The following is a 26,058-nucleotide window of genomic DNA, read 5'->3' as shown; positions in this document are numbered from 1 at the left end:
TTCGCGGGGATTTCGTCGGCACGCGTGGCATTTGTGGCGGCGCCGGCGCCGCGCCCGCTGGAATGATGTCAAGACGGCATTGTTGTCGCCGGATGGGCCGGGGCCGCGCTCAGCGCGGCCCCGGCAGGCGCGCCGGCGCCGCGCCGGCGGCGCCGCCCTTCAGGCGGAACATGCCGACCGCGCGGAACAGCGCGTCGGCCTGTTCCTGCAGGCTTTCGGCGGCGGCGGCGGCCTCCTCCACCAGCGCGGCGTTCTGTTGCGTGATCGCATCCATCTCGCTGACCGCCTGGTTCACCTCGCTGATGCCGGTACTCTGCTCCCGGCTCGCGCTGGTGATCTCGACCATGATGGCGGCCACCTTCTGGATCGAGTCCACCACCAGCGTCATGGTGTGGCCGGCCTGGTCGACCAGCTTGCCGCCGCTGTCGACCCGCTCGACCGAGGCGCCGATCAGCGCCTTGATCTCCTTGGCGGCGGCGGCGCTGCGGTGCGCCAGGTTGCGCACCTCGCTGGCGACGACGGCGAAGCCGCGGCCCTGTTCGCCGGCGCGCGCCGCCTCCACCGCCGCGTTCAGCGCCAGTATGTTGGTCTGGAAGGCGATGCCGTCGATGACGCCGATGATGTCGGCGATCTGGCTGGAACTTTCCTTGATCGAGCCCATCGTGCTGACCACCTGCGCCACCACAGCGCCGCCCTGGCGCGCCACCGAGGAGGCGCTGGCGGCGAGGTCGTTGGCCTGGTTGGCGTTGTCGGCGTTTTGCCGCACCGTGGCCGTCAGCGTTTCCATCGAGCTGGCGGTTTCCTCGAGCGAGCTGGCCTGCGCCTCGGTGCGCGCCGACAGGTCGGCGTTGCCCAGCGCGATTTCGTGGGTGGCCACCGACATTTCATCGGTGCTGCTGCGGATGTTGCCGATCATGTCGGTCAGGTTGGCGTTGATGGTGTTCATCGCCTGCATCAGCACGCCGATCTCGTCCTCCCGCTCGACGACGACGTCGGTGGTCAGGTCGCCGTCGGCGATTCTTTGCGCGGTGGCGATGGCGTGGTCGAGGTTGAGCTTGATGTGGCGGTACACCAGGAACAGGCACAGCAGCGAGACCACCACCGACACCAGCAGCAGGCCCACGGTGACGGTGTAGGCGGCCGTGGTGCCGCCCTCGGCCGCCGCCACGGCGGCGCCGGTGCGGCTGTCGAGCAGGGCCAGGAACTCGTCTACCGGCTGCATGATCTTGGCCTTGTTGCGGTGGTACTCGGCGTCGTGCATGATCTTGCGCGCCATCTCCAGGTCGGGCGGGCCGCTTTTGCCGAACTTGCCGCTACCGTCGTCGAACAAGCCCTTGACGGCGTTCATCGCGATGACCTCGGTTTTCACCAGGCCGTCGGAATTGGCCTGGGCCTGCTGCAGCTTGGCGAACTCCTGCTCGCTGAAGCCGGCCTGGCGCATCAGGTCGGCCAGCGCCACGGCGGGGCCGGTGGCGGCCGGCACCGGCATGCCGGCGGCCACGAAATCCCAATAGATACGCTCGTAGTGCGGCGGCCGCGGCTTCTTGCCGTTGCGGATGTCGAGGATGTCGAGGTACTGCCGTTCATATTGCGGGTCGGCCGAGACGACGTAGGTGCGCGCCAAGCGGGTCAGGTCGTCCGAGCTTTGCCGCAGTTCGTCGGCCAGCAGGTAGGATTGGTAGCGCGTCTCGGTGGCGCGGCTCGCCTCGGCCTGCTTTAACGAGACCCGGAACAGCGCGCCCAGGCTGAGGAAGGACAGGCCCAGGCTGAGCAGGAAAATCGCGATGAAGATGTTTTTGATCGACAGTTTGCTGCGCATGGGAACCCCGTCTACTGTGGCTGCGGCGGGCGGGTTGCGGCGCCGACGGATCACTATACCGCAGCGTTGCGCCCGCTACTATTGATTCATGCTCCAAAGAAAAAAAACCGCGCGGCGCCGCCACAGGCCGCGCCGCGCCTCAGGCGGCCAGTTGCTGCAGCAGGTAAAGGCGCTGGTACAAGCCGCCCTCGATTTGCATCAGTTGTTCGTGCGGGCCGGCCTCGGCGATGCGGCCGTGGTTCAGCACGATGATGCGGTCGGCCTCGCGGATGGTCGACAGGCGGTGCGCGATGGCGATCACGGTGACCTTGCCGCGCAGCTCGTTGAGGGCTTGCTGGACGATCTGCTCGGTCTGGCTGTCGATGCGCGAGGTGGCCTCGTCGAGCAGCAGGATGCGCGGGCGCCCGGCCAGCGCGCGGGCGATCGCCAGCAACTGCTTCTGGCCCGACGACAGGCGCGAGCCGCCCTCGCCAAGCGCGCTGTCGTAGCCGTGCTCGAGCGCCATGATGAAGCCGTGCGCGTGCGCCGCGCGCGCCGCCGCCTCGATGTCGGCGTCGCTGTAGCCGCGCCCCATGTCGATGTTGTCGCGCGCCGAGGCCGCCAGCAGGAAGGGGTCCTGCGGCACCAGGCCGACCTCGGCGCGGAAGCGCTCGTTGTCGATGGCGTCGAGCGGCACGCCGTGGATGGCGATGCTGCCGTGCCGCGCCGGATAAAAGCGCAGCAGCAGCGACAGCAACGTCGACTTGCCGCTGCCGGTGTGGCCGACGATGCCGACAAAGCCGCCCCGCGGGATCTCCAGCGACAGCTGGTGCAGCACGTTGCGCTGGCCGTCGTAGGCGAACGACAGCGCGTGGATCGCCACCGCCGGCGCGTCGGCGTCGGCGGCGGCGTCGCTGGGCGCGTCGGCGCCGCGGCCGGCGGCGTGCTCGGGCGCGCCCGGCTCGTCGAGCAGCGCGGCGACCCGGGCCGAGGCCACCACCGACTGTTGCAACTGGCTGAACTGCATGGTGATTTGGATCAGCGGCTCGACCACGCGGGCGATGTAGTTGATGAAGGCGTACAGCACGCCGACTTCGAGCGCGTTCATCTGGCGCCGGCCGAAGCTGAAGATGACCACCGCCAGCAGCATCACGTTGAGCATGTCGAGCGCCGGGCGCAGCAGCCAGGCGTTGGCGCGCAGCTCCTGCATGCGCGCCGTGTAGTGCTGCCAGTTGGTGGCGCCGAAGCGCGCGCCGAAGCGGGCCGCGGCGTTGTTCGCCTGCAGCACGCTCATGCCGCCGATCGATTCGGCGACCTGGCCGTTGATGTCGCTGCGCAGCGCGCGCGCGCGCGTCACGGCCGGCGCGCTGCGGCGCTGGTACAGGAAGACGATGGCCACGACCGCCGGCACCAGCGCCAGCACGATCAGCATCAGGCGCCAGTCCAGCCAGGCCATGGCGCAGGCGGTGCCGACCAGGACGATGGAGTTGTCGAGCATGACGAACAGCACCTGCACGTAGAGCGATTTGACGGCCTCGGTGTCGTTGGTGACGCGCCCGACCAGCTGGCCGATGATGGCGCGGTCGAAAAACGCCATCGGCAGGCGCAGCACGTGGCCGTAGACCGCCTCGCGCAGGCGCTGCACCGAGCGCATCGCCAGGCCGGATAGGCGCAGCAGTTGCAGGTAGCGCAGGCCGCTAGCGATCCAGCCGCTGAGCAGGCAGCCGCCCAGCAGCAGCGCCATGCGCTGCCAGTCGAGGTTGCGCGGCAGCAAGTGCTCGTCGATCAGGGCCTTGCCGAGGATGGGGCCGGACACTTCCAGCGCGGCGGCGACCACCAGCCACAGCACCGCCCACGTCAGGTGGCGCCGGTCGGGGGCGGCGGCGCGGCGCAGCAGCGCGAACGCCTGCGCGCTCTGGCGCGGCGCGGCGGCGGCGGATTTATTCAATGGCGTCAAGGCTGGCCTCCAATTGTTGATAGCGCCACTGGCTGGCGTACCAGCCATCCGTGGCCAGCAGCGACGCATGGTCGCCGCTTTCGACGATGCGTCCGCCGTGCAGCACCACGATCAGGTCGGCGCCGACCACCGCGCTGAGGCGGTGGCTGGCGATGATCGCGCTGCGCTCCGGGTGTTGCGCGCGCAATTCCGCCAAGTGCCGCAGGATGCGCGTTTCGGTGCCGGTGTCGACCGCCGACAAGGCGTCGTCGAGTAGCAGCAGGGTGCTGTCGGCCAGCAGCGCGCGGGCGATGGCGACGCGCTGGCGCTGGCCGCCGGACAGCGTAATGCCGCGCTCGCCGACGTGGGTCCGGTAGCCGTCGGGGAATTGCAGGATGTCCTCGTGCACCGCCGCCAGCGTGGCGGCGCGCTCGATCTCGCGCTGGCTGGCGCCGGGGCGCGCCAGCGCGATGTTGTCGGCGATCGTCGCCGAGAACAGGAAGGACTCCTGCGGCACCCAGCTGATGGCCGCGCGCAGCGTGTGCAGCGTGTAGTCGGCCAGCGCGTGCTCGCCCCAGCGCACGCTGCCGGACTGCGGCGCGAGCTGGCGCAGCAGCAGGCGCAGCAGCGTCGACTTGCCGCTGCCGGTCGGGCCGACCAGGCCCAGCGTCTGGCCCGGCCGCAGCGTCAGCGAGACCTCGGCCAGCGCCGCGCCCTGCTGGCCGGGGTAGGCGTAGCCGAGCGCGCGCAGCGCCAGCGCGCCCGGCGCCAGCGTGGCGACGGCGCCGTCGTCGTCGATCGCCAGCGGCGCGTCCAGCAGCGGTTGCAGGCGGGCGTGGGCGGCGCGGCCGCGTTCGATCAGCGACAGCACCCAGCCGGCGGCGAACATCGGCCAGATCAACTGGCCCAGGTACATCGAAAAACTGGTCAGCGCGCCAATCGTCAACTGGTTCTGCCACACCAGGTAGCCGCCCAGGCCCAGCGTCAGCGTGCTGGCCGCCGTCAGCGTCAGGCCGACGGCCGGTTCATAGGCCGCCTCCCAGCGTTGCGCCGCCAGGCTGGCGTCGGCGGCGCGTCCGGCCAGCACGGCGAACTGGGCGCCGCTGCGTTGTTCCAGGCCGAGCGCGCGCACCGTGCGCACCCCGGCCAGGGTTTCCTGGACGTGGTCGTTGAGGGCGCTGAAGCGCTCCAGCGAGTCGGTCGAGGCGGTGTGGATGTGGCTGGAAATGCGCCAGAAGGCCAGCCCCATCAGCGGGAACGGCAGCAGCGCGATGCAGGCCAGGCGCCAGTCCACGCCCAGCAGCATCACGCCCAGCACCATCACCAGCGTCAGCGTGCCGTCGAAGCCGGCCAGCATCGCCTCGCCGGCCGCCATTTCAATGGCGTCGATGTCGTTGGTGGCCAGCGCCATCAGGTCGCCGGTGCGCTGGCGCTGGTAGAACGCCGGCCCCTGCAGCGACAGGCGCTGGTGGAAGCGGGTGCGCAGCTCGACGCCGAGCTTGTAGGCGGCGGCGAACAAGGTGATGCGCCAGCCGACCCGCAGAAAATAGATTGCCGCGCCGATGGCCAGCAGGCCGGCCAGCTCCAGCCACAGCGCGTCGCCGCCCAGGCGCTGCGCGGCCATCGCGTCGATCATCGCGCCGATCTTGCGCGGTATCCAGGCCGTCAGCGCGGCCACGCCGGCCAGCATCAGCGCGGCCGCCGCGTAGGCGCGCCAATGCTGGCGCACGAAGCCGGCGATTAGCCTCGATAGACTCATGTTCTTCATCCTTGTGTGGGGCACCGGCGCGGCCGAGCGGGCGTGCGCTGCCGTGCGGCAGGGCGTAGGATACAACAGACGCAAAAAACGGGCCGAAGCCCGTTGTTTTTACCGTCGGCTGGCGTCGCGCCGGCCTCGCCGGCCTATTTCTTGCGCCCGCCCTTGCCGCCGTTCTGCGCCGCGGCCGGCGCGGCCGGCTTGGCGACTGCCGCGGCGACGACGGCCGGCGGCGCCGCCTTGATGCCGAGCGCGGCGACGACGGCCTCGGCCGCCGGGGTGGCCTTGAGCTGGGGCTTGGCAGTGAGCTTTGCGTCGGCCCCGGCGGCCGGCGCCACCTCGATCTCGACCAGCGCGGCGACCGGTTTGGCCGCCTCGACCGGCTTGGCCAGCGGCGCCGGCGCCGCCTCGACCATTGCGGCGGGGCGCGGCGCGGCGGCCAACGCCGGCGCCGGCGCGGGAGCCGGGGCCGGCGCCGGTGTTGGCGCCGGTGTCGGCGCGGTGGCGGCCGCCGGGGTTGGCGTCGCGGTCAAGGCCGGCGTGTCGGCGTGCGGCTTGGCCGAGTCCAGCAGCGCCGCCTGTGCGCTGGCGGCGATGCCGAACAACTGGCGGCTGTAGGCCAGCATGCTGTCGATGCCGGGTTGGGCCTGGCTGGTGCCGAAGGCGAACAACTCGCGCGGGTCTTTTAGCGCCAGCAGTTGCCTGGCGCTGGCCGTGCCGCTGTCGAGCGCGTTGCGGCCGGCGTGGAAGTTCAGGGCCATGACTTGCTGGGCGCCTTCAAACGCCTTGCTGGTGAGCGTGTTGAGGATTTTCAGTTGTGCTTCAAGTTGCGATTTTGCTGTGGTTGAAAACTGTTCTGGAATCGGAAACATGGCTACTCCCTTGTGCGGATTAAAATGCTGGCAAAACGCTCTGCGCAACCGGTCGGCAATGGCACTGGGCCTAACCCGGTTGCGCCGGGTGTTCAACGTTGTTAAACCAATTTTGATGCGACGCAATACGAATATTCTAGCGGTGATTGTATCGGGAAGAAAGTTATTTTTCCGCCGCCGCCGGGCGCTTTCAGCAGTAAAATTTCTCGTCCGGAAAAGAATTGCGCTTCATATTCTTGCAGTGCAGCATCAACGATACCACCGAAACCAAACAAGGAAAGCATGACCATCAAATTGAACCAGGAAGTCGAAAAGCGTTTATTGACGTCGATCCAGCGCTACTGCGCGGAAAACATGGACGAGGAGGTCGGCGAGCTGAAGGCGCGCCTGCTGCTGGATTTTTGTTTGCGCGAAATCGGGCCATCTGTCTACAATCAAGCCATCGTCGACGCGCAGGCGGCGATGCACGACAAGATCGCCGAAGTCGAGACGGTGTGCTACGAAAGCGAATTCGGCTATTGGAAGAAAAAATAGGGCGTTGGCCTACAACCAGGGCAAAGGGCCGCGCTCTGAGCCCGGGGTGACGCTCTTGGTATTGACTTTCACCCCTCACCAGGAGTAACACATGGACGTGGTCATACGCAACGCCAGCCTGCCGGACGGCCGGCGCCACATCGACATCGGCATCGACGGCGGGCGCATCGCCGCCGTCGGCCCGGCCCTGGCGGCGCGCGGCGCGCGCGAGATCGACGCCGCCGGCGACCTGGTCACGCCGCCCTTCGTCGACGCCCACTTCCACATGGACGCCACGCTGAGCTACGGTCTGCCGCGCGTCAACCAGTCCGGCACCCTGCTCGAGGGCATCGCGCTGTGGGGCGAACTCAAGCCGCATCTGACCCAGGACGCGCTGATCGAACGCGCCATGCAGTACTGCGACTGGGCCGTCGCGCGCGGCCTGCTGGCGGTGCGCTCGCACGTCGACATCTGCGACGAGCGCCTGCTGGCGGTCGAGGCGCTGCTCGACGTCAAGCGCCGGGTCGCGCCCTACCTCGACCTGCAACTGGTGGCCTTCCCGCAGGACGGCGTGCTGCGCAGCCCGGGCGCGCTGGAGAACCTGAAGCGCGCCGTGGCGATGGGCGTCGACGTCGTCGGCGGCATCCCGCACTTCGAGCGCAGCATGGCCGACGGCGCCGAATCGGTGCGCATCCTGTGCGAATTCGCCGCCGAGCGCGGCCTGATGGTCGACATGCACTGCGACGAGTCGGACGACCCGCTGTCGCGCCACATTGAAACGCTGGCCTTCCACAGCCAGCGCCTGGGCATGCAGGGCCGGGTGGCCGGCTCGCACCTGACGTCGATGCACTCGATGGACAATTACTACGTCAGCAAGCTGCTGCCGCTGATCCGCGAGGCCGGCGTCGCCGCCATCGCCAACCCGTTGATCAACATTACGCTGCAGGGCCGCCACGACAGCTATCCAAAGCGCCGCGGCATGACCCGGGTGCCGGAGCTGATGGCCGCCGGCATCGACGTCGCCTTCGGCCACGATTGCGTGATGGACCCGTGGTACAGCCTGGGCTCGGGCGACATGCTGGAGGTGGCGCACATGGGCCTGCACGTGGCGCAGATGACCGGGCAGGAGGCGATGCACGCCTGCTTCCTGGCGGTGACGCAGACGCCGGCGCGCATCCTCGGCCTGGACGGTTATGGCCTGGAGCCGGGCTGCCACGCCGACCTGGTGATCCTCGACGCCGGCGACACGGTCGAGGCGCTGCGCCTGCGCGCGGCGCGCCGGTTGGTGATGCGCCGCGGCCGCGTCGTCAGCGAGGCGCCGCGCGCCGGCGCCAGGCTGAACCTGCCGGGCCGTCCGGTTGGCGTCGATTTCCGGCTGCGCCCCGGCGCCGCGCACGGGGTCGGACTTGATGTAAAAAATACATGACAACCCAGGACGTCGAACCAGCGCAGGGTGTTGCAGCTCGATGCCGTCGTCGCCACCCCGCCCAGGGCCTACCGGCGTGCCGAGCCAGGCGATGTCGACACCGACGTGATGTACCAGTTGCTGCGCGAGCCGAAGCGCTGGCCGGCCGCGGTTAGCGCGTCGTAGGTCGGCGTAATCCGACCATGTTGGCCGAAGCGAGCCGCGCTGCTCCAGGCCAACGTTGCAGGGCGCTTGACACCCGTCAAGCGCCGCGCAACGAGCGCCGCGGCGCCGCCGCGATTCTTATATTATTTCCTCTCGGACACACATCGCGTGGTCCGCCGGCGCCGTCCGGCGCGACGAAAGGGGAGTCATGTTGCCACCATCTTGCCGCCGGCGCGGCGCATGAATGCCGCGCCGCTGTTGCTGGGCTTGTTGTTGGCGGCCCTGCTAGCCTACCACTGGCGCCAGGCGCTGCTGTGGCAGCGCGCGCGCCTGCAATGCGCGGCGCTGCAACGCCAGCTCGACGCCGCGCTGGCGCTGCTGCACGCGATGCCGGCGGCGGTGATCGGCACCGACCCGCAGGGCGCGGTGCGCTACCTCAACCAGCGTGCCGAGGCGATGACCGGTTACGCCCTCGGCGCCGGCGCCGGCCTGTCCGTCGGCGAATTGCTGGCGGTGTACCAGGACGGCGTGGCGCTCGACGCGCGCCAGCACATCCTCGACTGCATGCGCAGCGGCGAGGAGCTGGAGGCGGCGCGCGGCGCGGTGCTGCTGCGCCGCGGCGACGGCAAGCGCATCGACGTGCAGTACAGCTGCGCGCCGCTGGCGCCGGCGGCGCCGCGGCCGGGCGCGGTGATGCTGCTGCAAGACGTCTCGGCGCGCCGCCGCGCCGAGGCGCACCTGGAATTCATCGCCCACCACGACGGCCTGACCGGGCTGCCGAACCGCTTGCACTTCCAGATCCGCTTCGAGCACGGCATCGCCTACGCCAAGCGGCACCGCGGCATGCTGGCGGTGCTGTTTGTCGACATCGACCGCTTCAAGGGCATCAACGACAGCCTCGGCCACGACGTCGGCGACCAGGTGCTGGTGCAGTTCGCCCAGCGCGTGCAGCAGTGCATGCGCAAGGTCGACACGGTGGCGCGCCAGGGCGGCGACGAGTTCATCATCCTGCTGACGGAAATGCGCACGCCGCAGGACGCCGAGCGGGTCGCCGAGAAAATCGCCAGCGCCGTCAAGCCGCCCTTTATCATCGGCGAATACAGCCTGTCGGTGCGCGCCAGCGTCGGCGTGGCGATTTACCCGGACGACGACGACGACGTCCACCAGCTGATCGAAAAGGCCGACATCGCGATGTACGCGGCCAAGCGGCGGGCGCCGGGCAGCTGCGTGCGCTACGCGCCCGGCCTGCGCACGCCGAGCTATTCGCAGGCCATCCTCGACGCCGAGCTGCGCCACGCGCTGGAGCGCCAGGAATTCGTGCTGTACTACCAGCCGCGCATGGACCTGCGCCAGCAGCGCATCACCGGCGTCAAGGCGCTGCTGCGCTGGCGCCATCCGAAGCTGGGGCTGGTGATGCCGCTCGACTTCCTGGCGATCCTCGAGCAGCGCGCGCTGATCCTGCCGGTCGGCGCCTGGGTGCTGGCCGAGGCGGCGGCCCAGGCTAGGCGCTGGATCGACCAGGGCCAGCCGCTGACGGTGTCGGTCAACCTGTCGGCGCGGCAGTTCTACCAGACCGACATCGTGCACAGTTTCGGCGCCATCCTCGACGCCGCCGGCGTGCCGGGCCGCTTCATCGAGCTGGAGATCGCGGCGGCGATCCTGATCGACAAGAACCAAGACTGCGAAAGCACGCTGCGCCAGTTCAAGCAGCTCGGCATGGGTATCTCGATCAGCGATTTCGGTACCGGCGACACCTCGCTGAGCTACCTGCGGCGCTTCCCGGCCGACGCCGTCAAGATCGAGAAATGCTTCATCGACGACCTGCGCCGGCCCGACCCGGCCGGCGGCGCCGACCATGGCGCGATGGTGCGCGCCATGGTGGCGATGGCGCATACGCTGAACATGCGGGTGGTCGCCGGCGGCGTCGAAACCGCCGACCAGCTGGCCCAGCTGGTGGCGATGGAGTGCGACGAGGCCTTCGGCTTCTACCTGAGCCGGGCGGTGGCGCCGGCCGACATCGACGGCCTGGTCAAGAGCCAGCAGAGATTTCCCGGCCTGAGCTTGCAGCCCTCGGTGTAAGCTTGAGCCAGGCCAGGCTGGCGCGCCGGAAGGTGGACAAGCGCTTGAAGATGCGCTTGTGCGTGATCACGCCACTGGCGATGGAGACCAGCATGAACATGGCGCACAAGCCGACGATCCAGCGCGGCCAGATGGCGGGCCGGTAGTGCAGGTCGAAATGCAGGCGGTAGAAGAACGCGCCGCCGCGGGTTGCGCGCGGCGCTTTTCCCTGGCGGCGCCGGGCGCGGCCGGATCGCTCCCAGAGATGCGGGTGGCCGGCTGGCGCGCGCTGGGCAGCGTGATCGACCAGTGTCGGCGTCTGCCCGCGCCAGCAGCGCCGTCAGCGCCGCCGGCAAAGGGTGGTCGGAGGGGAGCGGGGTGAAGTTGATGCGTTCGCTGTCGAGTTCCCGCACCGCCGCGCCGGTGCTTTGCCCCAGCACGTCGGCCAGGCTGTTCAGGCCCATGTCGTCCATGCGCCGGCGCGTGGCCACGCTGACCGACGGCGGCGTGTCGCGCATCGACATGTCGAGGCGACGCGGCGCCCGCGTGGTATGGGAACAGTGGCTGGGCATCGACCTGGCTGGCCGCGGCGCCGGTATAAACGGGTAGTCCTAGCCAATTGAAAGCCGCATGTCATTTTTGATATGTATGATGCGCTTTGACGCGCGCGGCGGCCGCCGCCGCCGCCCCACCGGACATTGACGCGGAGCCAGTATGACCATCCAGACCATCGCCACCAGCCCGTTCGCCGACCAGCGCCCGGGCACCTCGGGATTGCGCAAGAAAGTGCGGGTATTCCAGCAAGCCGGCTATCTTGAAAACTTCGTGCAAAGCGTGTTCGACACGCTGGGCGATTGCGGCGGCCAGACGCTGGTACTGGGCGGCGACGGCCGCTACCACAACCGCGCGGCGGTGCAGACCGTGCTGCGCATGGCGGCGGCGCACGGCTACGCCAGGGTGCTGGTGGGGCGCGGCGGCATCCTGTCGACGCCGGCGCTCAGTTGCGTGGTGCGCAAGCACGCGGCGCTGGGCGGCATCGTGCTCTCGGCCAGCCACAACCCGGGCGGACCGGACGGCGACTTCGGCATCAAATACAACATCGCCAACGGTGGCCCGGCGCCGGAAAAATTCACCGAGGCGGTCTACCTGCGCAGCACCGCCATCGAGCGCTACCGCATCAGCGACGGCGCCGCCGTCGATCTCGACCGCGTCGGCGCGGCGCACCTGGAGGCCATGCTGGTCGAGGTGATCGACCCGGTCGCCGACTACGCCGAGCTGATGCGCGGCCTGTTCGACTTCGACGCCATCCGGGCGCTGTTCGCCGGCGGCTTCACGATGCGCTTCGACGGCATGCACGCGGTTTGCGGCCCGTACGCGCGGGCGATCCTCGAGGGCGAGCTGGGCGCCCCGGCCGGCAGCGTCATCAACGCGGTGCCGCTGGAAGACTTCGGCGGCGGCCACCCGGACCCGAACCCGGTCAACGCCGCCGAGCTGGTCGCGCTGATGGCGGCGCCCGACGCGCCCGACTTCGGCGCCGCCTCCGACGGCGACGGCGACCGCAACATGGTGGTCGGGCGCGGCATCGAAGTGACGCCGTCGGACAGCCTGGCGATCCTGGCCGCCAACGCCGCCGTCGCGCCGGGCTACCGCGCCGGGCTGAAGGGCATCGCCCGCTCGATGCCGACCTCGCGCGCGGCCGACGCGGTGGCCGCCGCGCTCGGCATACCCTGCTACGAAACGCCGACAGGGTGGAAATTTTTCGGCAACCTGCTCGACGCCGGCATGGTCACGCTGTGCGGCGAGGAGAGCTACGGCACCGGTTCCGACCATGTGCGCGAAAAGGACGGCCTGTGGGCGGTGCTGTTCTGGCTCAACTTGCTGGCGGCCAGCGGCGCCAGCGTGACGCAACTGGTGCAGCGGCACTGGCAGCGCTTCGGGCGCCATTATTATTCGCGCCACGACTACGAGGGCGTCGACAGCGCCGCCGCCGACGCGCTGATGCTGGGCTTGCGCGGCAAGCTGGACCAACTGGCCGGGCAAACGCTGGGCGGCTACACGATCGCACTGGCCGACGACTTCGCCTACACCGACCCGGTCGACCGGTCGGTGTCGAGCCGGCAGGGCGTGCGCCTGGTCATGACGGACGGCTCGCGCGTGGTGCTGCGCCTGTCGGGCACCGGCACCGAGGGCGCCACGCTGCGGCTGTATTTGGAGCGCTACGAAGCCGACCCGGCGGCGCACCACATGCCGACGCAGCTGGCGCTGGCGGGCTTGATCGCGCTGGCCGACAGCGTCGCCGGCATCGCCGCCACCACCGGCCGCAGCAGTCCCAGCGTGACCACCTGAGGCCGGCGCGCGGCGTCGGCGCGCCGCGAACGTCAGGCCAAAGCACAGGCAAAGAAATGAAAAAGGCGCCCCGCGGGACGCCCTTGTCGGCTTGCCGGCGCCCTTACGGCACCGATAAAATCACTTTCACGCTATCGTCGACGGCCGATTTTTCAATGTAGCCAATCGCGCTCGGATCGGCCGCGACCGCCTTCCTCACCTCGGCGCTGGAGGCGTATTCCCTGGGCGCCTGGCCCTTGCCGGTAAACACCAGCTTGGACCAGATCGCCTTCACTTGCGCCGGCTCCTTGCCCAACACCTTTTGATGGAACTCGGCGCGCAGCGCGGCGCCCTCGTTGTGCTCGACCGGCGTGAACTGGTTTGACTTGCCGATGAAGAACTGCCCGGCCTGTTCGCTGAACATGCGCGTGGCCGGGTTTTTCGGGTTGACGATCACCGCGATTTCGGTCGCGAAAACGGGCAGGCTGCCCAGGCATAGGCCGGTCAACACCAGCAGCGTGTCGATTTTGATTCTCATGTCTGTTTTCCTCAGAAGACGAAGTCGATGCCGGCGGCATACACATTGACCGGGCCGGTGAAGCCCGGCGCGGCGTTGACGAAGGCGCCGGCGCCGTCGCGCGGTTTGACGCGGTCGATCTGCACCTTCAGCGCGGCCGATTTGTGGAAGTCCCAGCGCAGGCCAACCGCTTGGGTCGACTGCAGCGCGGCCTTGGCGACCGAGTTGGCGCCGGCGGTCAGCGCCGCCAGCGGGCCGGCGGCGGGCATGCCGGGGAAGCCGCGCGCGCTGTCCTGCTTGATGTCGCCGTAATAGTAGTACGGCGTGACGGTGCCGTAGCGGTAGCCGAACATCGCGTACCACGAGCTGGTGTCCATCACCGCGCGCGACTCGGTCTTGCGCACGGCGTACTCGGATTGCACCAGGAAGTTCTTGTAGTCGAGGCCGAAGCCGAGCGAGGTGAACGAGCCTTTCACGTCGTTGACGTCGAGCTGGTCGGCCACCGCGCCCTGGCCGAATTTGCGCAGCGAGGCCAGCAGGCCGTTCAGCCTGGCGTTGTCGCGCACCGAGAACGTGGCGTCGGCGCGGCCGAAGCGCAAGGTGAACGGGCCGTTTTCCAGCAGCACGTGCAAGGCCGTCACCGGCTTGTATTCGATGCGGGCGTTGTTCGGCTGGCGCGCCTTGGACTGGCCCAGGCCGAACTGCGCGGTGACGGTGGTGTCGTCGAACGAGCGCTGGTAGATCAGGTCGACGCCGTCGAAATAGTCGGCGGTGACCTGGCGGTAGACCTCGGCCGGCGGCCGTATCATCGTGTTGGCGTAGCCGACGTTGCGGAAGTCCGAGATCATATAGACCGGCAGGCCGATGCGCCCGACGCGCACGTTGAAGTCGTCCGACAGCTTGTATTTGGCGAAGGCCCAGGCCAGTTCCGCGCCGAAATGGTCGGTGGCGTATTTGCGCACCAGGCCCTGGCCGGTCAGCGACAGGCGGTCGTTGAATTTGGCCGTGGCCTGGATGCCGAGATTCGAATCGACGCCGGTGCGCGGGTCCTTTTTGGCGCCGGCGACCTGGTTCGGCCGGGCGTATTCGGCCCGCTCGTTGTCGGTCATGGTCAGGGCCGCCGTGCCGAAGCCGCTGACGGTGACCACGGGGCCGTCGGCCGCCTGGGCCGGCAGCGCGCAGGCGGCCAGGACCGCCAGCGATACGGTTGAGCGTGCGAGTGTGTTCATTGATTCCCTCCAGGAATGTACGAATGGATACATGTTGCCCCGGCCGCTGTGCGGCGGCGTCGGAACGGCGCATCTGGTTGCACCAGTTATGTTGCGCTGTGGAACAGTGTGGACCAGTACGGAGGGGTTTGGGTAGGCAAAACAGTCTAATTCCGCGCTAAACGTTGTAAATGGGGAACAAAGTTTAGCGCGGCGCGGCCGGCGTGTTACGCCGTGGCGAGGGCGGCGGCGGCCGGGACGCCGCGGTAGTTGTCGACCATGCGGTAGCGTTTGGCGTACCAGCCGAACGCCAGCATGGCGAGCGCCGCGAAGGCGGCGAAGAAGAACATCTGGAAGGCGGTCACGCTAAAGCCGGTGGTCTGGATATACGCGTTGACGGCGTCGTTTTTGACGCCGGCGTTGACGATCAGCACCCACAGGTTGCCCACCGTGGTCGACAGGAACCACAGACTCATGATGGTGCCCTTCATCGACGCCGGCGCCTGGCTGTAGGCGAACTCCAGGCCGGTGGCCGACACCAATACCTCGCCCATCGTCAGCAGCATGTAAGGCAGGATCTGCCAGACGATCGACATGTGCTCGCCGCCGTCCATCTTCATCTGGATCGCGCCGATGACGACCCAGGACAGTGCCGAAAAGCCGATGCCGGCCGTCATGCGCCGCAGCGGCGTGACGTTGAATCCCATGCGCGCCACCAGCGGGTACAGCAACAGGTTGTTGAAGGGAATCAGCAACATCACCAGCAAGGGGTTGAGCGCCTGCATTTGCGCCGGCAGGAACCAGCTCGGCTTGTCCATCGCGGTCGCCTGCACCACCCAGGTCGAGGCCTTCTGGTCGAACAGCGAGAAGAATGGCGTGACCAGCGCGAAGACGATCAGGATGCGCAGCACCGCGCGCACGCCCTCGACCGCGTGGTCGGGGTGGGCGCCGCGAGCGCGCTCGATCTGCATCGCCGTGCCGACGCCGCCGCAGGCCAGCAGCAGCACCAGCGCGCTGCAGGCGGCGATGACGAAGCCCCATTTCGGCGTCATGCACAGGCAGACGATGGCGCCGGCCATGCCCAGGCGGGCCACGCTCAGCCCGGGCCGGGCCTGGCCCGGTTTGGCGGCCAACAGGGCGGTGCGGGCGACCTTGGTGAACGAGTCGGGGTCGGCCTGGGCCGGCGCCACGTGGACGTATTTCTTCTTGCCGAGCCAGAACACCATGGTGGCGATGAACATCAGCACGCCGGGCACGCCGAAGGCCAGCGCCGGGCCGTAGTCGCGCAGCAGGATGGGGATCAGCAGCGAGGCGCCGAAGGAGCCGAAGTTGATGCTCCAGTAGAACATGTCGTAGACCAGCTTGGCCTTGCCCTTGTTGCCGCGGTCGAACTGGTCGCCGACGAAGGACGACACCAGCGGCTTGATGCCGCCCGAACCCAGCGCCACCAGGAACAAGCCGAAATAGAAACCGTTGATGTTGGCCTCGAAGTAGGCCAGGCAGGCGTGGCCGGCGCAGTAGACCAGGCTGAGCCAGAAAACCGTGTTGTACTTGCCGAAATAACGGTCGGCCAGCCAGCCGCCCAGCAGCGGGAAGAAATACACGCCGATGACGAAGGTGTGGAACACGTGCTTGGCTTCGCCGGCGCGGTCGGCCAGCGGCATGAACATGAGTAGCGTGCTGATCAGAAATGGCGTGAGGACGTTGCGCATGCCGTAAAAGCTGAAGCGCTCGCAGATCTCGTTGACGATGATGTAGGGAATTTGGCGGGGCATCGGCCCCATTCCATCTTTTGTTTCCAACTGTGACATTGGTTCTCCAGGTTTTTTATTTATCCGCGATACGAAGCGGAAGTGCGTTTGCTGGCAACGGAAATTCGTCTGTCGACGTCGTTTGCGTACCATCGCCTGCATATATACCGCAAAACGATTCCGGGATGACAGTATTTTTGAGAATTCGCGGTATTTTCGCCGGTTCGCCAGGGACGGGCTTTGCGCTTCTTCAGGGAAAGGGCGGATTCACGCGCGGGGGGGCAGCGCCATCGCCATCCGCAGCTGCTCGCCATCGTCCGACGCGCCGACGACGGCGAAGCCCAGCCTGGCATACAGCGCCTCGGCGACGTCGTTGCCGCGGCGCACAGACAGCGTCAGCGTGCGCAGCTCGCCGGTCGCCGCCGCGTGCGCCATACAGGCGTGCATCAATTGCCGCGCCAGCCCGCCGCCGCGGGCGCCGGGCGCCACGTACACGCCCCAGATATTGGCGCGGTCGTGGATGAGCGCGATCGGCTCGCGCGACAGCGCGGCGCAGCCGACCAGGCGTCCGTCGTGGAAGGCGCCGAACATGCGCTGGTACGCCGTGTGCACCAGACGCTGGCGCATGCGCTCCAACGGCACCGCGCTTTCCGCCGCGTGGGTGGTGCAAAACGCGGCCGGCGCCTCCAGAATGCCGGCCAGCCGCAGCGCGCGGTAGGCGTCCAGATCGTCGGGGCCGAGTTGGCGGAGGGTCAATGAGGTCATGTCGGCAATTATAGAAGCGTTGCAAGACGGCTTGCAAAAAAAGCTTGAAAAATGAAAATTACCAGTTAAGATATATCTTATTGCGATATATCTTATGGAGGTTTACATGTTTCATTTTTTTCGCGGACAACACCGCATGCAGGCGCACCTACACTCCCAGCCGCACGGCGGCGGACGCGGCCCGAAACGCTTCGACGCCGGCGCGATGCGCTACGTGGTGCTGCAACTGATTGCCGAGAAACCGCGCCACGGCTACGAAATCATCAAGGAAATCGAACAACGCGCCGGCGGCAGCTACGCGCCCAGTCCCGGTGCGATCTACCCGCTGCTGTCGATGTTGCTCGACCTTGGCCACGTCTCGGCCGAGCTGGACGGTAATAAGAAGCTGCACAGCATCACCCCGGAAGGGCAAACCTTCCTCGACGACAACCGCCAGTTCGTCGACGCCATTTTGGCGCGCATGGCGGCGCCACCGGAGGGCGGCGACGACTTGCGCCAACTGATGCACGAATTGAAGGCGGTGGTGATTGCGCGGGTGCGCACGGAGCAAGCGAGCGAGGCGCGGCTGGCCGGCGTGCGGGCGATTTTGCGCCGCGCCGCCGCCGACATCGAACAACTCGATTAATGTCAAACAAACCAATTCCAACCAAGCAAAAAAATATGACGACCCTTCCCCTTTCCCCCGGGCGCGAGCGCGCCCTGTTGTGGCTGCTGGCCCTGACGCAATTTACCGTCATCATGGATTTCATGGTGATGATGCCGCTGGCGCCGCAATTGATGCGGGCGTTCGCGATCTCGCCGGCCGCCGTCGCCGGCGCGGTGTCGGCCTACGCCTGGTGCGCCGGCCTGTCCGGCCTGTTCGCGGCAACCTACATCGACCGCTTCGACCGTAAGAAATTGTTGTTGTCGATGTTCTGCCTGTTCACGCTGTCGAACCTGGCCTGCGCGATGGCACCCAATTTCCACGTGCTGGTGCTCTCGCGCGCCTTCGCCGGCCTGACCGGCGGCGTGCTCGGTTCGATTATCATGGCCATCATCGGCGACATCATTCCGGCCGAGCGGCGCGGCGCCGCGACCGGCGTCGTCATGACCTCGTTCAGCCTGGCCGCGGTGGCCGGCGTGCCGATCGGCGTGGTGCTGGCGGCGCACTTCGGCTGGGCCTCGCCGTTCTACCTGCTGGTGTTGTTGTCGGTGCTGATCTGGATCGGCGCGGCGCGGGTCTTGCCGGCGCTGACCGCGCACCGCGGCGCCAAGCCGGCGACGCTGGCCCAGGCCCTGCCGAATCTGCTGGCGCTGTTCACAGTGCCACGCCATCTCAGCGCCTTCCTGCTGTCGGGCCTGTCGATGGCCGGCGCGATGCTGATCATTCCCTTCATCTCGCCGGTGATCGTCAGCAACCTGGGCGTCGCCCCGGCCGACATCACCTGGATCTACCTGGCCGGCGGCGCCGCCACGCTGTTTACCGCGCGCCGCATCGGCGTCTGGTCGGACCGCTACGGCAAAGCGCGGGTTTACCGCTGGGTCGCGCTGTTCTCGATACTGCCTATCCTGTGCATGACCCATTTGCCGCAGCTGCCGCTGCTGGCGCTGATCGCCTTCTTCCCCTTCTTCATGGTATCTATTTCGGGGCGCAACATTCCGTTGCAGGCCTTGATGACGACGATACCGGAGCCGGCGCGGCGCGGCGCCTTTCTCAGCGCCGGCTCGGCGGTCCAGCAACTGGGCAGCGGCCTGGGCGCATGGGTTGGCGGCTTGACGTTGCACACCGACAGCGCCGGCCACATCGGCGGCTACGGCGTCAACGGCTGGGTCGCCGCGGCGCTGACGCTGTTGACGGTGTGGTGGGTGGGACGGGTGCAGGGCGTGGCGCAGGCGCCGCGGGCGGTGAAGCCGGCCTAGAACGCTAGCACACTAGAGCGGCGCGGCGACGCCGCCGCGCCGGCGCATCGGCTGTTTTTCGCGGCGCCAGCGTTCCAGGCTCAGCGGCTCGTCGGACGCCGGGTCCTCGACCAGGATCTCGTCGCTGCCGCTGGCGACCAGGAAGCTTTCCCAGCGGTGCGCCGCTTCCGCGCTGTTTTCGACGAAGCTGAGTTGCCAGTAGCGCTTGCCGTTGATGAGGCGCGGCGTCAGGTCGTACTCGATCAGCGCGCCATGGGCGGCGCCGCCCGAGTTCTTCTCGATGAAGGCCGACCACGCTTGCAGTTCCGGCAGCGCCATCAAGGCCTTCGACGCCTGCTCCTTGCTGCGGCCGGCCACGGCGCCTGCCTTGGGGGCGGACGCCGCTCGCTGAGCTTGCGTCGGCGCGTCCGCCGGCGCCGGGCGCCGCGGATAATAGGCGCCGATACCCGCTCCCAGCAGACCGGCCAGTACGCCGACAATCACGGTGGTTTTCGACGATGAAGATGGGCGTTGCGGCATGCTCGTTAGCCTTGTTGGATGATGTGGCGGCCATACTAAAGCAAAGGCCGGCGACCGGCAACAAGCGGCCCCGGCGCGCCCTCTGCTTTTGCGGCGGGCAGCACATATTCGCCACCGTCGAGACAAAGAAAAAGCCCGCAAGGCGCGAACCTTGCGGGCTTTTTTAGCGTTGACGAGGCGCCGTCGCCGGCGCGCTCATCGGGCTGGCATTACATCATGCCGTCCATACCGCCCATGCCGCCCATACCGCCCATGCCGCCGCCCATGCCGCCGCCTGCTTTGTCGTCCGAGATTTCGCAGACCATGCAGTCGGTCGTCAGCATCAGCGAAGCGATCGAAGCGGCGTTTTGCAGCGCCGAACGGGTCACTTTGGCTGGGTCCAGAACGCCCATTTCAACCATGTCGCCGTAGGTGCCGTTGGCCGCGTTGTAACCGTAGTTACCCGAACCAGCCAACACGGCGGCAACCACAACCGAAGCTTCTTCGCCGGCGTTTTGAACGATCATGCGCAGTGGCTCTTCCATTGCGCGCAGAACGATCTTGATACCCGCTTCTTGATCCGGGTTGTCGCCTTTGACGGTGATGTTGGCACGCGCGCGCAGCAGGGCAACGCCGCCGCCAGGAACGATACCTTCTTCCACGGCAGCGCGGGTGGCGTGCAGTGCATCTTCAACGCGGGCTTTCTTTTCTTTCATTTCGACTTCGGTGGCTGCGCCAACCTTGATCACGGCAACGCCGCCGGCCAGTTTGGCCACGCGTTCTTGCAGTTTTTCACGGTCGTAGTCCGAGGTCGCTTCTTCGATCTGCACGCGCACTTGCTTGACGCGCGCTTCGATCGAACCAGCTTCGCCGGCGCCGTCGATGACGATGGTGTTTTCCTTGCCGACTTCGATACGCTTGGCTTGGCCCAGTTCGGCCAGGGTGATTTTTTCCAGCGTCAGGCCGACTTCTTCAGCGATGACTTGGCCGCCGGTCAGGACAGCGATGTCTTCCAGCATGGCTTTGCGGCGGTCGCCGAAGCCTGGTGCTTTTACTGCGCAGGTTTTCAGGATGCCGCGGATGTTGTTCACAACCAGGGTGGCCAGCGCTTCGCCTTCGATGTCTTCGGCGATGATCAGCAGTGGACGGCCGGCTTTAGCGACTTGTTCCAGTACCGGCAGCAGATCGCGGATGTTCGAGATCTTCTTGTCGCACAGCAGGACGAATGGATTGTCCAGGATGGCAACTTGCTTCTCTTGGTTGTTGATGAAGTAAGGCGACAGGTAGCCGCGGTCGAATTGCATACCTTCAACGATGTCCAGCTCGTCGTTCAGGGATTTGCCGTCTTCAACGGTGATAACGCCTTCCTTGCCGACTTTTTCCATCGCTTCAGCGATACGCTCGCCGATCGAGTAGTCCGAGTTCGCCGAGATCGCGCCGACTTGGGCGATTTCTTTGGTGGTGGTGCAAGGACGGGAGATCTTGGCCAGCTCTTCGACGGTCGCCGCAACAGCTTTGTCGATACCGCGCTTCAGGTCCATCGGGTTCATGCCGGCGGCGACGAATTTCATGCCTTCGCGCACGATTGCCTGAGCCAGAACGGTGGCGGTGGTGGTGCCGTCGCCGGCGTTGTCGCTGGTGCGGGAAGCAACTTCCTTGACCATTTGCGCGCCCATGTTCATGAGCTTGTCTTTCAGTTCGATCTCTTTGGCAACCGAGACGCCGTCCTTGGTGACGGTAGGGGCGCCGAACGAGCGCTCCAGCACGACGTTGCGGCCTTTCGGGCCCAGGGTGACTTTGACTGCGTTGGCAAGGATGTTGACGCCTTCAACCATTTTGGCGCGCGCTGCGTCGCCGAATACTACTTCTTTAGCTGCCATGTTTGTTTCTCCTGAATTTCGTGAATGTATCGGAAGCGATGCGAGCCGCTTAGCGGACGACGATCGCCATGATGTCTTCTTCGCGCATCACCAGCAGTTCGTCGCCGTCGACCTTGACGGTCTGGCCGGCGTATTTGCCGAACAGGACGCGGTCGCCGACTTTGACATCCAAAGGACGCACTTTGCCGTCGTCCAGAATCTTGCCATTGCCTACGGCGAGTACTTCGCCTTGATCCGGTTTTTCAGCAGCTGCATCTGGAATGATGAGGCCGGACGCAGTTTTGGTCTCTTGGTCGAGGCGTTTGACGATGACACGATCGTTCAAAGGGCGAAGATTCATACAAAACTCCTTAAGTTCAATGGATAGATGTTGCTAAATGATTACGAGACCGGCCTGTGGCCACGCCCGTCTTCAGTCGATTACCGTAACAAGCAAGCTTGCCGCGGCGAGAAAGAGTTGTTAGCACTCTCTACTAACGAGTGCCAATTATAGGGACGGTATGGGGGTATTTCAAGGGTGCACACATTTATTTCATATCGATAGACGGTTTTTCGGGCCGCAAATGCACAGCCGTTGCGCCAACGCAAACGCGCCGCCCGGGCGTAGCGTGCCGCGAAGGCGGTATAGACCGGCGCGACAGGGATGCCCGCCGGCAGGCGCGGCGCCGCGTCGTCGGCGGGCAGGCGGGCGGCAAAGGACAATGAAAACGCGGCGGGGCGGAGGGCCGGCGGCTAAAAAGTTGCCACGAAAGAAATTTTTAATGTATTATTGTAAATATCGGTAACAGTGGTGCGATTCGATTGACGCCTTTAGAGCTGTTCCCTATAGTGACGGGATGATTTCCGAATTCCAAGACCTATCCGTAAAAATCGACTTGCTGGCCGAGCTGACGCACGCGCTGCGCCGCGAGAACGCCGAGTTGCGCCTGGCTAACGCGGCGCTGGGCGCCGAAAACGCGGTGTATCTGCAGCGCATCAGCGAGGCGCATCTGCGGGTCGAGTCCCTGCTTGAAAAAATTCCCGAACTGGTCCAGGCCGGACTGGCCGAAGCCGCTGAAGAGAAGGACGCTTGATGACCCATTTGGACGTCACGATCATGGGACAGCCCTACCGCATGGTGTGCAAGGAAGGCGAGGAAAGGGCATTGCGCGAAGCGGCCAAATTCCTCGACGGCAAAATGACGGCGATCCGCGACGCCGGCAAAATCAAGGGCAACGACCGCATCGCGGTGCTGGCCGCCTTGGGCGTGGCGGCGGAGTTCCTGTCCTCCAAATCGCCGCAGGGGCCACTGTCCGAGTTCAGCATTTTGGAAGTCAAGGAAAAACTGGGTGCCATGCACGCGGTGCTCGACGACGCCCTGACGCCGCAGGAAAATCTGTTTTAATCAACGAAATACGTTTGACATGCGTGGGCATAAGAGTAAACTTCGGCACTACCCTGCAGTGTTCGCGATTGCCATATATTCCTTGAACCATTTATGTGCACCGGTTGCGGAATTTTGTTTGATGGGAGTGAGCGTCGCTAGTCCGACGAACCCGAAATTGAACTAACTGTGACCACCTTGAACCGTTTGGTTCGGGATGCCGGCATAACGGCACATGCGGGGTTCCTCATTCAGAGCGGTTGCTTCATCACCCGATGCGCAGCCGCTTTTTTACGTCCGCGTATTTTGGTGCTCGCCGCCGGCTTACAGTCAAACCAAGGCGACCGCGCACTATCTTCCACCCAGGAGTCCACCCGCATGCAATATTGGTTGATGAAATCCGAGCCCGACGAAGTCAGCATCGACGACGTGATGGCGGCGCCGGCGCACACCGTGCCATGGTTTGGCGTGCGCAACTACCAGGCCCGCAACTTCATGCGCGACGGCATGCAGCTCGGCGACGGCGTGCTGTTCTACCACTCCAGCTGCCCGCAGCCAGGCATCGCCGGTCTGGCCGAGGTGGCCAGCGTGGCCTACCCCGACGCCAGCCAGTTCGAGGCCGGCGGCAAATATTTCGACCCGAAGGCGACGCCGGAGCAGCCGCGCTGGATCAGCGTGGACGTGCGCGGCACGCGCAAGACGCGCCTGCTGCCGTTGACCGAGCTGCGCCACATCCCGGAACTGGAAGATATGCTGCTGCTCAAAAAAGGCAGCCGCCTGTCGATCACCCCCGTCACCCCGGCCCAGTGGGACCTGATCGTCGCGCGCCTCCAGTCGCACTGAGCTTCGCTGCCAATGCCGCGGCGCACAACTGAACGTTGTTGACTCGTCGGGTGACGGTAATGCGCGACGGAAAATACGTCGGCACCGACGCTTTCCGCGATATCGCCATCGACGACATCGTATCGAAAATGGTCGGGCGCGCATTGGAGGAAAAATTCCCCGAACGTAATCCCATTGCCACCGACACGACCCTGTTGCGCGCCGCCGGCCTAGCCCGCGCCGGCGTTTTCGGCCCGCTTGATGTCACGCCCAAGCAAGGCGAAATCCTCGGCTTTGCCGGTCCGATGGGGGCCGGGCGCACCGAGGTGGCGCGCGCCATCTTCGGCGCCGACCCGCCCAGCTCGGGCCACGTTTATCCTGGGCGGCATATCGTCAACGCCTTCCCAGGCCAGCCGGTACACCTGATCGGCTTTGCCGGCTGCTTCCCGAACGACGACGCCGACCAGGTGATGCGCCAACTGCTGCGTCACGAGGTCGCGCCAACGCGGAAAACGGACGGACATTGTTGCCGACCGATCGGGCCATACCTTGATCTAGATCAATACCGGTATAGTGGATTTCCTCCATTGAATAGTCGATGAAACCTCAGTACCATCAAGACTCAATTATAAATTTTCCGCTAAACAAGGCGGAATAACTAACCGGAGATCTTGAATGAATACAGAGGCCAGTGCAGTGGAAGTTTATAAACAAAATCCAATGGTATTGAATGAAAAGAGCCATAAGACAGTTAAGACTTTGATTAACGCGTCGCACCGCAAGTTATTGCAACTCGATACCGTCGTGCCGTGGGCTGATGGCGTCGATTTGAACAAGCCACCCAAAATTGAAGAAGCCGGGTGGTTGTACGGCACCCCGTACTGGGACGCGCTGACCCCGGCGCAGCGCAGCGAAGTGCTGTGGCTTGAAACGGCAAGGGACGTGTCCTATTTCATCTGGCTGGAGCAATCCTTGCCGGAGTTGTATGTCGGCTATGTGAATAAATACCATGGCGGCCTGTCCGACGATGTGCGCGAATATCTGATGATCTTTTCGCGCGAGGAAATCGTCCATACGCTGATGTTCCGGCGCTATCTGGAGACGGCAAAACTGCCGTTGTGGAGCCATCCCGAAAACATCCCGAATTTCTCGAAATTCGAAGACCAGTTGGCCGGCAAACATCCGGTCTACGGGATTATCTGGAATTTGCTGATCGAGTGGTTCGCCGAGCTGAATTCGATCTACCAGACCCAGCACGACATCATCGACCCGCTGACGCGAACCATGTTCCGCGAACACCACACGGAAGAATTGCGGCATATCGCCTTCGCGCGCCACGTCGCCGAAAACTACTTCGCCAACGCGCCGGCGGGCGAAATCGATGAAGTCAGCGATTTTTTCAAGAAGGGTTACGTGTTCCTGCTCGATGAATATACCTACATGCCGGAAATCGCCCGCTTCACCTCCTTCGAGTTTCCGATCGCGATCGGCGACACCGAAAAAATCAAGGAGATCCGCAATTCGCCGAACAACCTGCGGCTGAACGAGGCGCGCTTCCGCGACGTGCGCGAATGGTGCCAGAAATACAAAATCATCGATTAAACCGGATTCGCCTAGGCCGTGGCGCCGCCGCGCGCCGCGCTCCGTTTCCCCGCACAACTCAACGTTTTTAATTGGTGGATCAAATGATAGACATCATCCCGCACGGCGAGCACATCGTCGAATTCCGGCTCGCGGCGCCGCCGGTGAACGCGATGGACGTGGCGTCGCTGCGTGCGCTCAACAGCGCCTTCAGCGACGCCACCGCCGCCGGCCGGCAAGGCGTCATCCTGTCCGGCGTGCCCGGCATCTTTTCCTCCGGCATCGACGTCATTGCCCTGCTCGACGGCGACGCGGCGGCGGTGCGCGATTACTGGACCGAGGTGTTTACGCTGGCCGCGCGCATGGCGCTGGCACCCATGCCGGTGGTGGCGGCCATCGGCGGCCACTGTGTTGCCGCCGGCACCTTGTTGGCCTTGTTTTCCGACTACCGCATCATGGCGCGCGGCGACTGGGGCATCGGCCTCAACGAAGTGCGCGCCGGCGTCACGCTGCCGGACTGTTTCCAACTGGCGCTGCGGCGCGCGGTCGGACCGCTGGGCGCCGAGCGTATGTTGGTGTCCGGCAGCCTGCTGGACCCGGCCCGCGCGCTGGCGCTGGGCCTGGTGGACGAATTGGCGGCGCCGGACGAGGTGGTGGCGCGCGCCAGGGACAAGCTGCTCAGCCTGCTGGCCCTGCCGCGCCACGCGATGCTGTCGACCCGCGCGATCGCCCGCGCCGACCTGCGCGACGCCTTCGCCGACGTCGACGCGCTGCCGGTGGCGGCCTTTGTCGACGCCTTCCTGGAACCGCGCACCCAGGCCGCGCTGCGGCAGGTTGCCGGCGCGATCAAGCGCAAACTGCAAGGTCCGCGGCCCGACGCCGGCGTCGCCCGTCCGGCCGGCGCCGCCGCCGCGATCCCGGCATGACGGCGCGCCGGATGGCCTGC

The 26,058-nt window shown here is 66.0% G+C and carries 26 protein-coding genes and 1 other RNA gene; 14 read left to right on the top strand and 13 right to left on the bottom strand.

Going from position 1 to position 26,058, the window contains the following annotated elements; all coding sequences use genetic code 11:
- Window positions 1–109: 109 nt before the first annotated feature.
- The 5 genes from JANGC3_RS34120 to JANGC3_RS32715 all read right to left on the bottom strand — a co-directional run bounded on the left by JANGC3_RS34120 (window position 110) and on the right by JANGC3_RS32715 (window position 6,652).
- Window positions 110–1,819 carry a methyl-accepting chemotaxis protein gene (locus tag JANGC3_RS34120; protein ID WP_017877073.1) on the bottom strand — a complete coding sequence of 570 codons (1,710 nt, stop codon included), beginning with the start codon at window positions 1,817–1,819 and terminating at the stop codon, window positions 110–112.
- Between the two features lie 139 nt (window positions 1,820–1,958).
- Window positions 1,959–3,746: an ABC transporter transmembrane domain-containing protein gene (locus JANGC3_RS0113765; RefSeq protein WP_017877072.1), complete on the bottom strand. Its 1,788-nt coding sequence runs from the start codon at window positions 3,744–3,746 to the stop codon at window positions 1,959–1,961.
- Window positions 3,739–5,493 (bottom strand): ATP-binding cassette domain-containing protein, encoded by a 1,755-nt coding sequence (locus JANGC3_RS0113760; protein WP_026132961.1) that lies wholly within the window; start codon window positions 5,491–5,493, stop codon window positions 3,739–3,741. Before JANGC3_RS0113760 ends, JANGC3_RS0113765 begins: the two co-directional genes overlap by 8 nt.
- A 143-nt stretch (window positions 5,494–5,636) precedes the next feature.
- Window positions 5,637–6,362 carry a phasin family protein gene (locus tag JANGC3_RS30835; protein WP_017877070.1) on the bottom strand — a complete coding sequence of 242 codons (726 nt, stop codon included), beginning with the start codon at window positions 6,360–6,362 and terminating at the stop codon, window positions 5,637–5,639.
- Between the two features lie 101 nt (window positions 6,363–6,463).
- Window positions 6,464–6,652, bottom strand: a complete 189-nt coding sequence (locus JANGC3_RS32715; protein ID WP_157406625.1) for a hypothetical protein — start codon at window positions 6,650–6,652, stop codon at window positions 6,464–6,466.
- On the opposite strand from JANGC3_RS32715, the gene JANGC3_RS0113745 reads away from it, so the two are divergent.
- The 3 genes from JANGC3_RS0113745 to JANGC3_RS0113730 all read left to right on the top strand — a co-directional run bounded on the left by JANGC3_RS0113745 (window position 6,645) and on the right by JANGC3_RS0113730 (window position 10,524).
- Window positions 6,645–6,896, top strand: coding sequence for a DUF2164 domain-containing protein (locus tag JANGC3_RS0113745; RefSeq protein ID WP_017877069.1), 252 nt, complete (start codon window positions 6,645–6,647; stop codon window positions 6,894–6,896). The genes JANGC3_RS32715 and JANGC3_RS0113745 overlap by 8 nt on opposite strands.
- Before the next feature lie 91 nt (window positions 6,897–6,987).
- Window positions 6,988–8,301 carry an amidohydrolase family protein gene (locus JANGC3_RS0113740; RefSeq protein ID WP_017877068.1) on the top strand — a complete coding sequence of 438 codons (1,314 nt, stop codon included), beginning with the start codon at window positions 6,988–6,990 and terminating at the stop codon, window positions 8,299–8,301.
- Window positions 8,302–8,685: 384 nt separating this feature from the next.
- Window positions 8,686–10,524 carry a putative bifunctional diguanylate cyclase/phosphodiesterase gene (locus JANGC3_RS0113730; protein WP_157406621.1) on the top strand — a complete coding sequence of 613 codons (1,839 nt, stop codon included), beginning with the start codon at window positions 8,686–8,688 and terminating at the stop codon, window positions 10,522–10,524.
- Here the strand turns inward: JANGC3_RS0113730 and JANGC3_RS34330 are convergent.
- Window positions 10,475–10,675, bottom strand: a complete 201-nt coding sequence (locus tag JANGC3_RS34330; RefSeq protein ID WP_442905267.1) for a PepSY-associated TM helix domain-containing protein — start codon at window positions 10,673–10,675, stop codon at window positions 10,475–10,477. The two genes, JANGC3_RS0113730 and JANGC3_RS34330, sit on opposite strands and share 50 nt — an antisense overlap.
- Window positions 10,676–10,965: 290 nt before the next feature.
- Here JANGC3_RS34330 and JANGC3_RS33275 point away from each other — a divergent pair, with 290 nt between their 5' ends.
- Together JANGC3_RS33275 and JANGC3_RS0113715 are read left to right on the top strand one after the other, a co-directional pair.
- Window positions 10,966–11,112 (top strand): hypothetical protein, encoded by a 147-nt coding sequence (locus tag JANGC3_RS33275; protein ID WP_017877064.1) that lies wholly within the window; start codon window positions 10,966–10,968, stop codon window positions 11,110–11,112.
- A gap of 105 nt (window positions 11,113–11,217) precedes the next feature.
- Complete coding sequence (locus JANGC3_RS0113715) at window positions 11,218–12,849, top strand: alpha-D-glucose phosphate-specific phosphoglucomutase (protein WP_017877063.1); 1,632 nt, start codon at window positions 11,218–11,220, stop codon at window positions 12,847–12,849.
- A 103-nt stretch (window positions 12,850–12,952) separates the two neighbouring features.
- Here the strand turns inward: JANGC3_RS0113715 and JANGC3_RS0113710 are convergent, their stop codons facing one another.
- The 4 genes from JANGC3_RS0113710 to JANGC3_RS29290 all read right to left on the bottom strand — a co-directional run bounded on the left by JANGC3_RS0113710 (window position 12,953) and on the right by JANGC3_RS29290 (window position 17,069).
- Complete coding sequence (locus JANGC3_RS0113710) at window positions 12,953–13,366, bottom strand: hypothetical protein (RefSeq protein ID WP_017877062.1); 414 nt, start codon at window positions 13,364–13,366, stop codon at window positions 12,953–12,955.
- A gap of 11 nt (window positions 13,367–13,377) precedes the next feature.
- A complete protein-coding gene (locus JANGC3_RS0113705) occupies window positions 13,378–14,574 on the bottom strand; it encodes a porin (RefSeq protein ID WP_017877061.1) in 1,197 nt (398 codons plus the stop codon).
- A gap of 206 nt (window positions 14,575–14,780) precedes the next feature.
- Window positions 14,781–16,328: a POT-type proton-dependent oligopeptide transporter gene (locus tag JANGC3_RS0113700; protein WP_017877060.1), complete on the bottom strand. Its 1,548-nt coding sequence runs from the start codon at window positions 16,326–16,328 to the stop codon at window positions 14,781–14,783.
- Window positions 16,329–16,571: 243 nt separating this feature from the next.
- Window positions 16,572–17,069 carry a GNAT family N-acetyltransferase gene (locus tag JANGC3_RS29290; RefSeq protein ID WP_081611855.1) on the bottom strand — a complete coding sequence of 166 codons (498 nt, stop codon included), beginning with the start codon at window positions 17,067–17,069 and terminating at the stop codon, window positions 16,572–16,574.
- Between the two features lie 136 nt (window positions 17,070–17,205).
- Here JANGC3_RS29290 and JANGC3_RS0113690 point away from each other — a divergent pair, with 136 nt between their 5' ends.
- Window positions 17,206–17,694 carry a PadR family transcriptional regulator gene (locus JANGC3_RS0113690; RefSeq protein WP_232429703.1) on the top strand — a complete coding sequence of 163 codons (489 nt, stop codon included), beginning with the start codon at window positions 17,206–17,208 and terminating at the stop codon, window positions 17,692–17,694.
- Between the two features lie 35 nt (window positions 17,695–17,729).
- On the top strand, window positions 17,730–18,968 hold the full coding sequence (locus tag JANGC3_RS0113685) for an MFS transporter (RefSeq protein WP_026132959.1): 1,239 nt from the start codon (window positions 17,730–17,732) through the stop codon (window positions 18,966–18,968).
- Window positions 18,969–18,980: 12 nt separating this feature from the next.
- Here JANGC3_RS0113685 and JANGC3_RS0113680 read toward each other — a convergent pair whose 3' ends face one another.
- The 3 genes from JANGC3_RS0113680 to groES form a co-directional block, all read right to left on the bottom strand.
- Entirely contained in the window at window positions 18,981–19,487 is a 507-nt protein-coding gene (locus tag JANGC3_RS0113680) for a hypothetical protein (RefSeq protein WP_232429702.1), read from the bottom strand.
- Window positions 19,488–19,696: 209 nt separating this feature from the next.
- Entirely contained in the window at window positions 19,697–21,346 is a 1,650-nt protein-coding gene (groL, locus tag JANGC3_RS0113675; RefSeq protein ID WP_017877055.1) for a chaperonin GroEL, read from the bottom strand.
- Window positions 21,347–21,395: 49 nt separating this feature from the next.
- Entirely contained in the window at window positions 21,396–21,686 is a 291-nt protein-coding gene (groES, locus tag JANGC3_RS0113670; RefSeq protein WP_026132958.1) for a co-chaperone GroES, read from the bottom strand.
- Between the two features lie 496 nt (window positions 21,687–22,182).
- Here groES and JANGC3_RS0113665 point away from each other — a divergent pair, with 496 nt between their 5' ends.
- The 7 genes from JANGC3_RS0113665 to JANGC3_RS0113640 all read left to right on the top strand — a co-directional run bounded on the left by JANGC3_RS0113665 (window position 22,183) and on the right by JANGC3_RS0113640 (window position 26,038).
- Window positions 22,183–22,419, top strand: coding sequence for a hypothetical protein (locus JANGC3_RS0113665; RefSeq protein WP_017877052.1), 237 nt, complete (start codon window positions 22,183–22,185; stop codon window positions 22,417–22,419).
- Window positions 22,419–22,730 carry a cell division protein ZapA gene (locus JANGC3_RS0113660; protein WP_017877051.1) on the top strand — a complete coding sequence of 104 codons (312 nt, stop codon included), beginning with the start codon at window positions 22,419–22,421 and terminating at the stop codon, window positions 22,728–22,730. Before JANGC3_RS0113665 ends, JANGC3_RS0113660 begins: the two co-directional genes overlap by 1 nt.
- 47 nt (window positions 22,731–22,777) lie before the next feature.
- A non-coding RNA gene (gene ssrS, locus JANGC3_RS31595) (6S RNA) lies at window positions 22,778–22,957 on the top strand.
- 130 nt (window positions 22,958–23,087) lie between these two features.
- The gene (locus tag JANGC3_RS0113655) at window positions 23,088–23,552 is read left to right on the top strand and encodes an EVE domain-containing protein (protein ID WP_017877050.1); all 465 of its coding nucleotides are present in this window, start codon (window positions 23,088–23,090) and stop codon (window positions 23,550–23,552) included.
- Between the two features lie 59 nt (window positions 23,553–23,611).
- Window positions 23,612–24,133 (top strand): hypothetical protein, encoded by a 522-nt coding sequence (locus tag JANGC3_RS0113650; RefSeq protein WP_017877049.1) that lies wholly within the window; start codon window positions 23,612–23,614, stop codon window positions 24,131–24,133.
- Window positions 24,134–24,206: 73 nt separating this feature from the next.
- Window positions 24,207–25,133, top strand: a complete 927-nt coding sequence (locus tag JANGC3_RS0113645; protein WP_157406617.1) for a diiron oxygenase — start codon at window positions 24,207–24,209, stop codon at window positions 25,131–25,133.
- 83 nt (window positions 25,134–25,216) lie between these two features.
- Entirely contained in the window at window positions 25,217–26,038 is an 822-nt protein-coding gene (locus tag JANGC3_RS0113640) for an enoyl-CoA hydratase/isomerase family protein (RefSeq protein WP_017877047.1), read from the top strand.
- Window positions 26,039–26,058: the final 20 nt, after the last annotated feature.

This window comes from Janthinobacterium sp. CG3 (assembly GCF_000344615.1).
Taxonomy (GTDB): domain Bacteria; phylum Pseudomonadota; class Gammaproteobacteria; order Burkholderiales; family Burkholderiaceae_D; genus Janthinobacterium.
The sequence above is the reverse complement of the archived record's forward strand: the minus strand, read 5'-3'. Positions and strand labels throughout refer to the sequence as shown.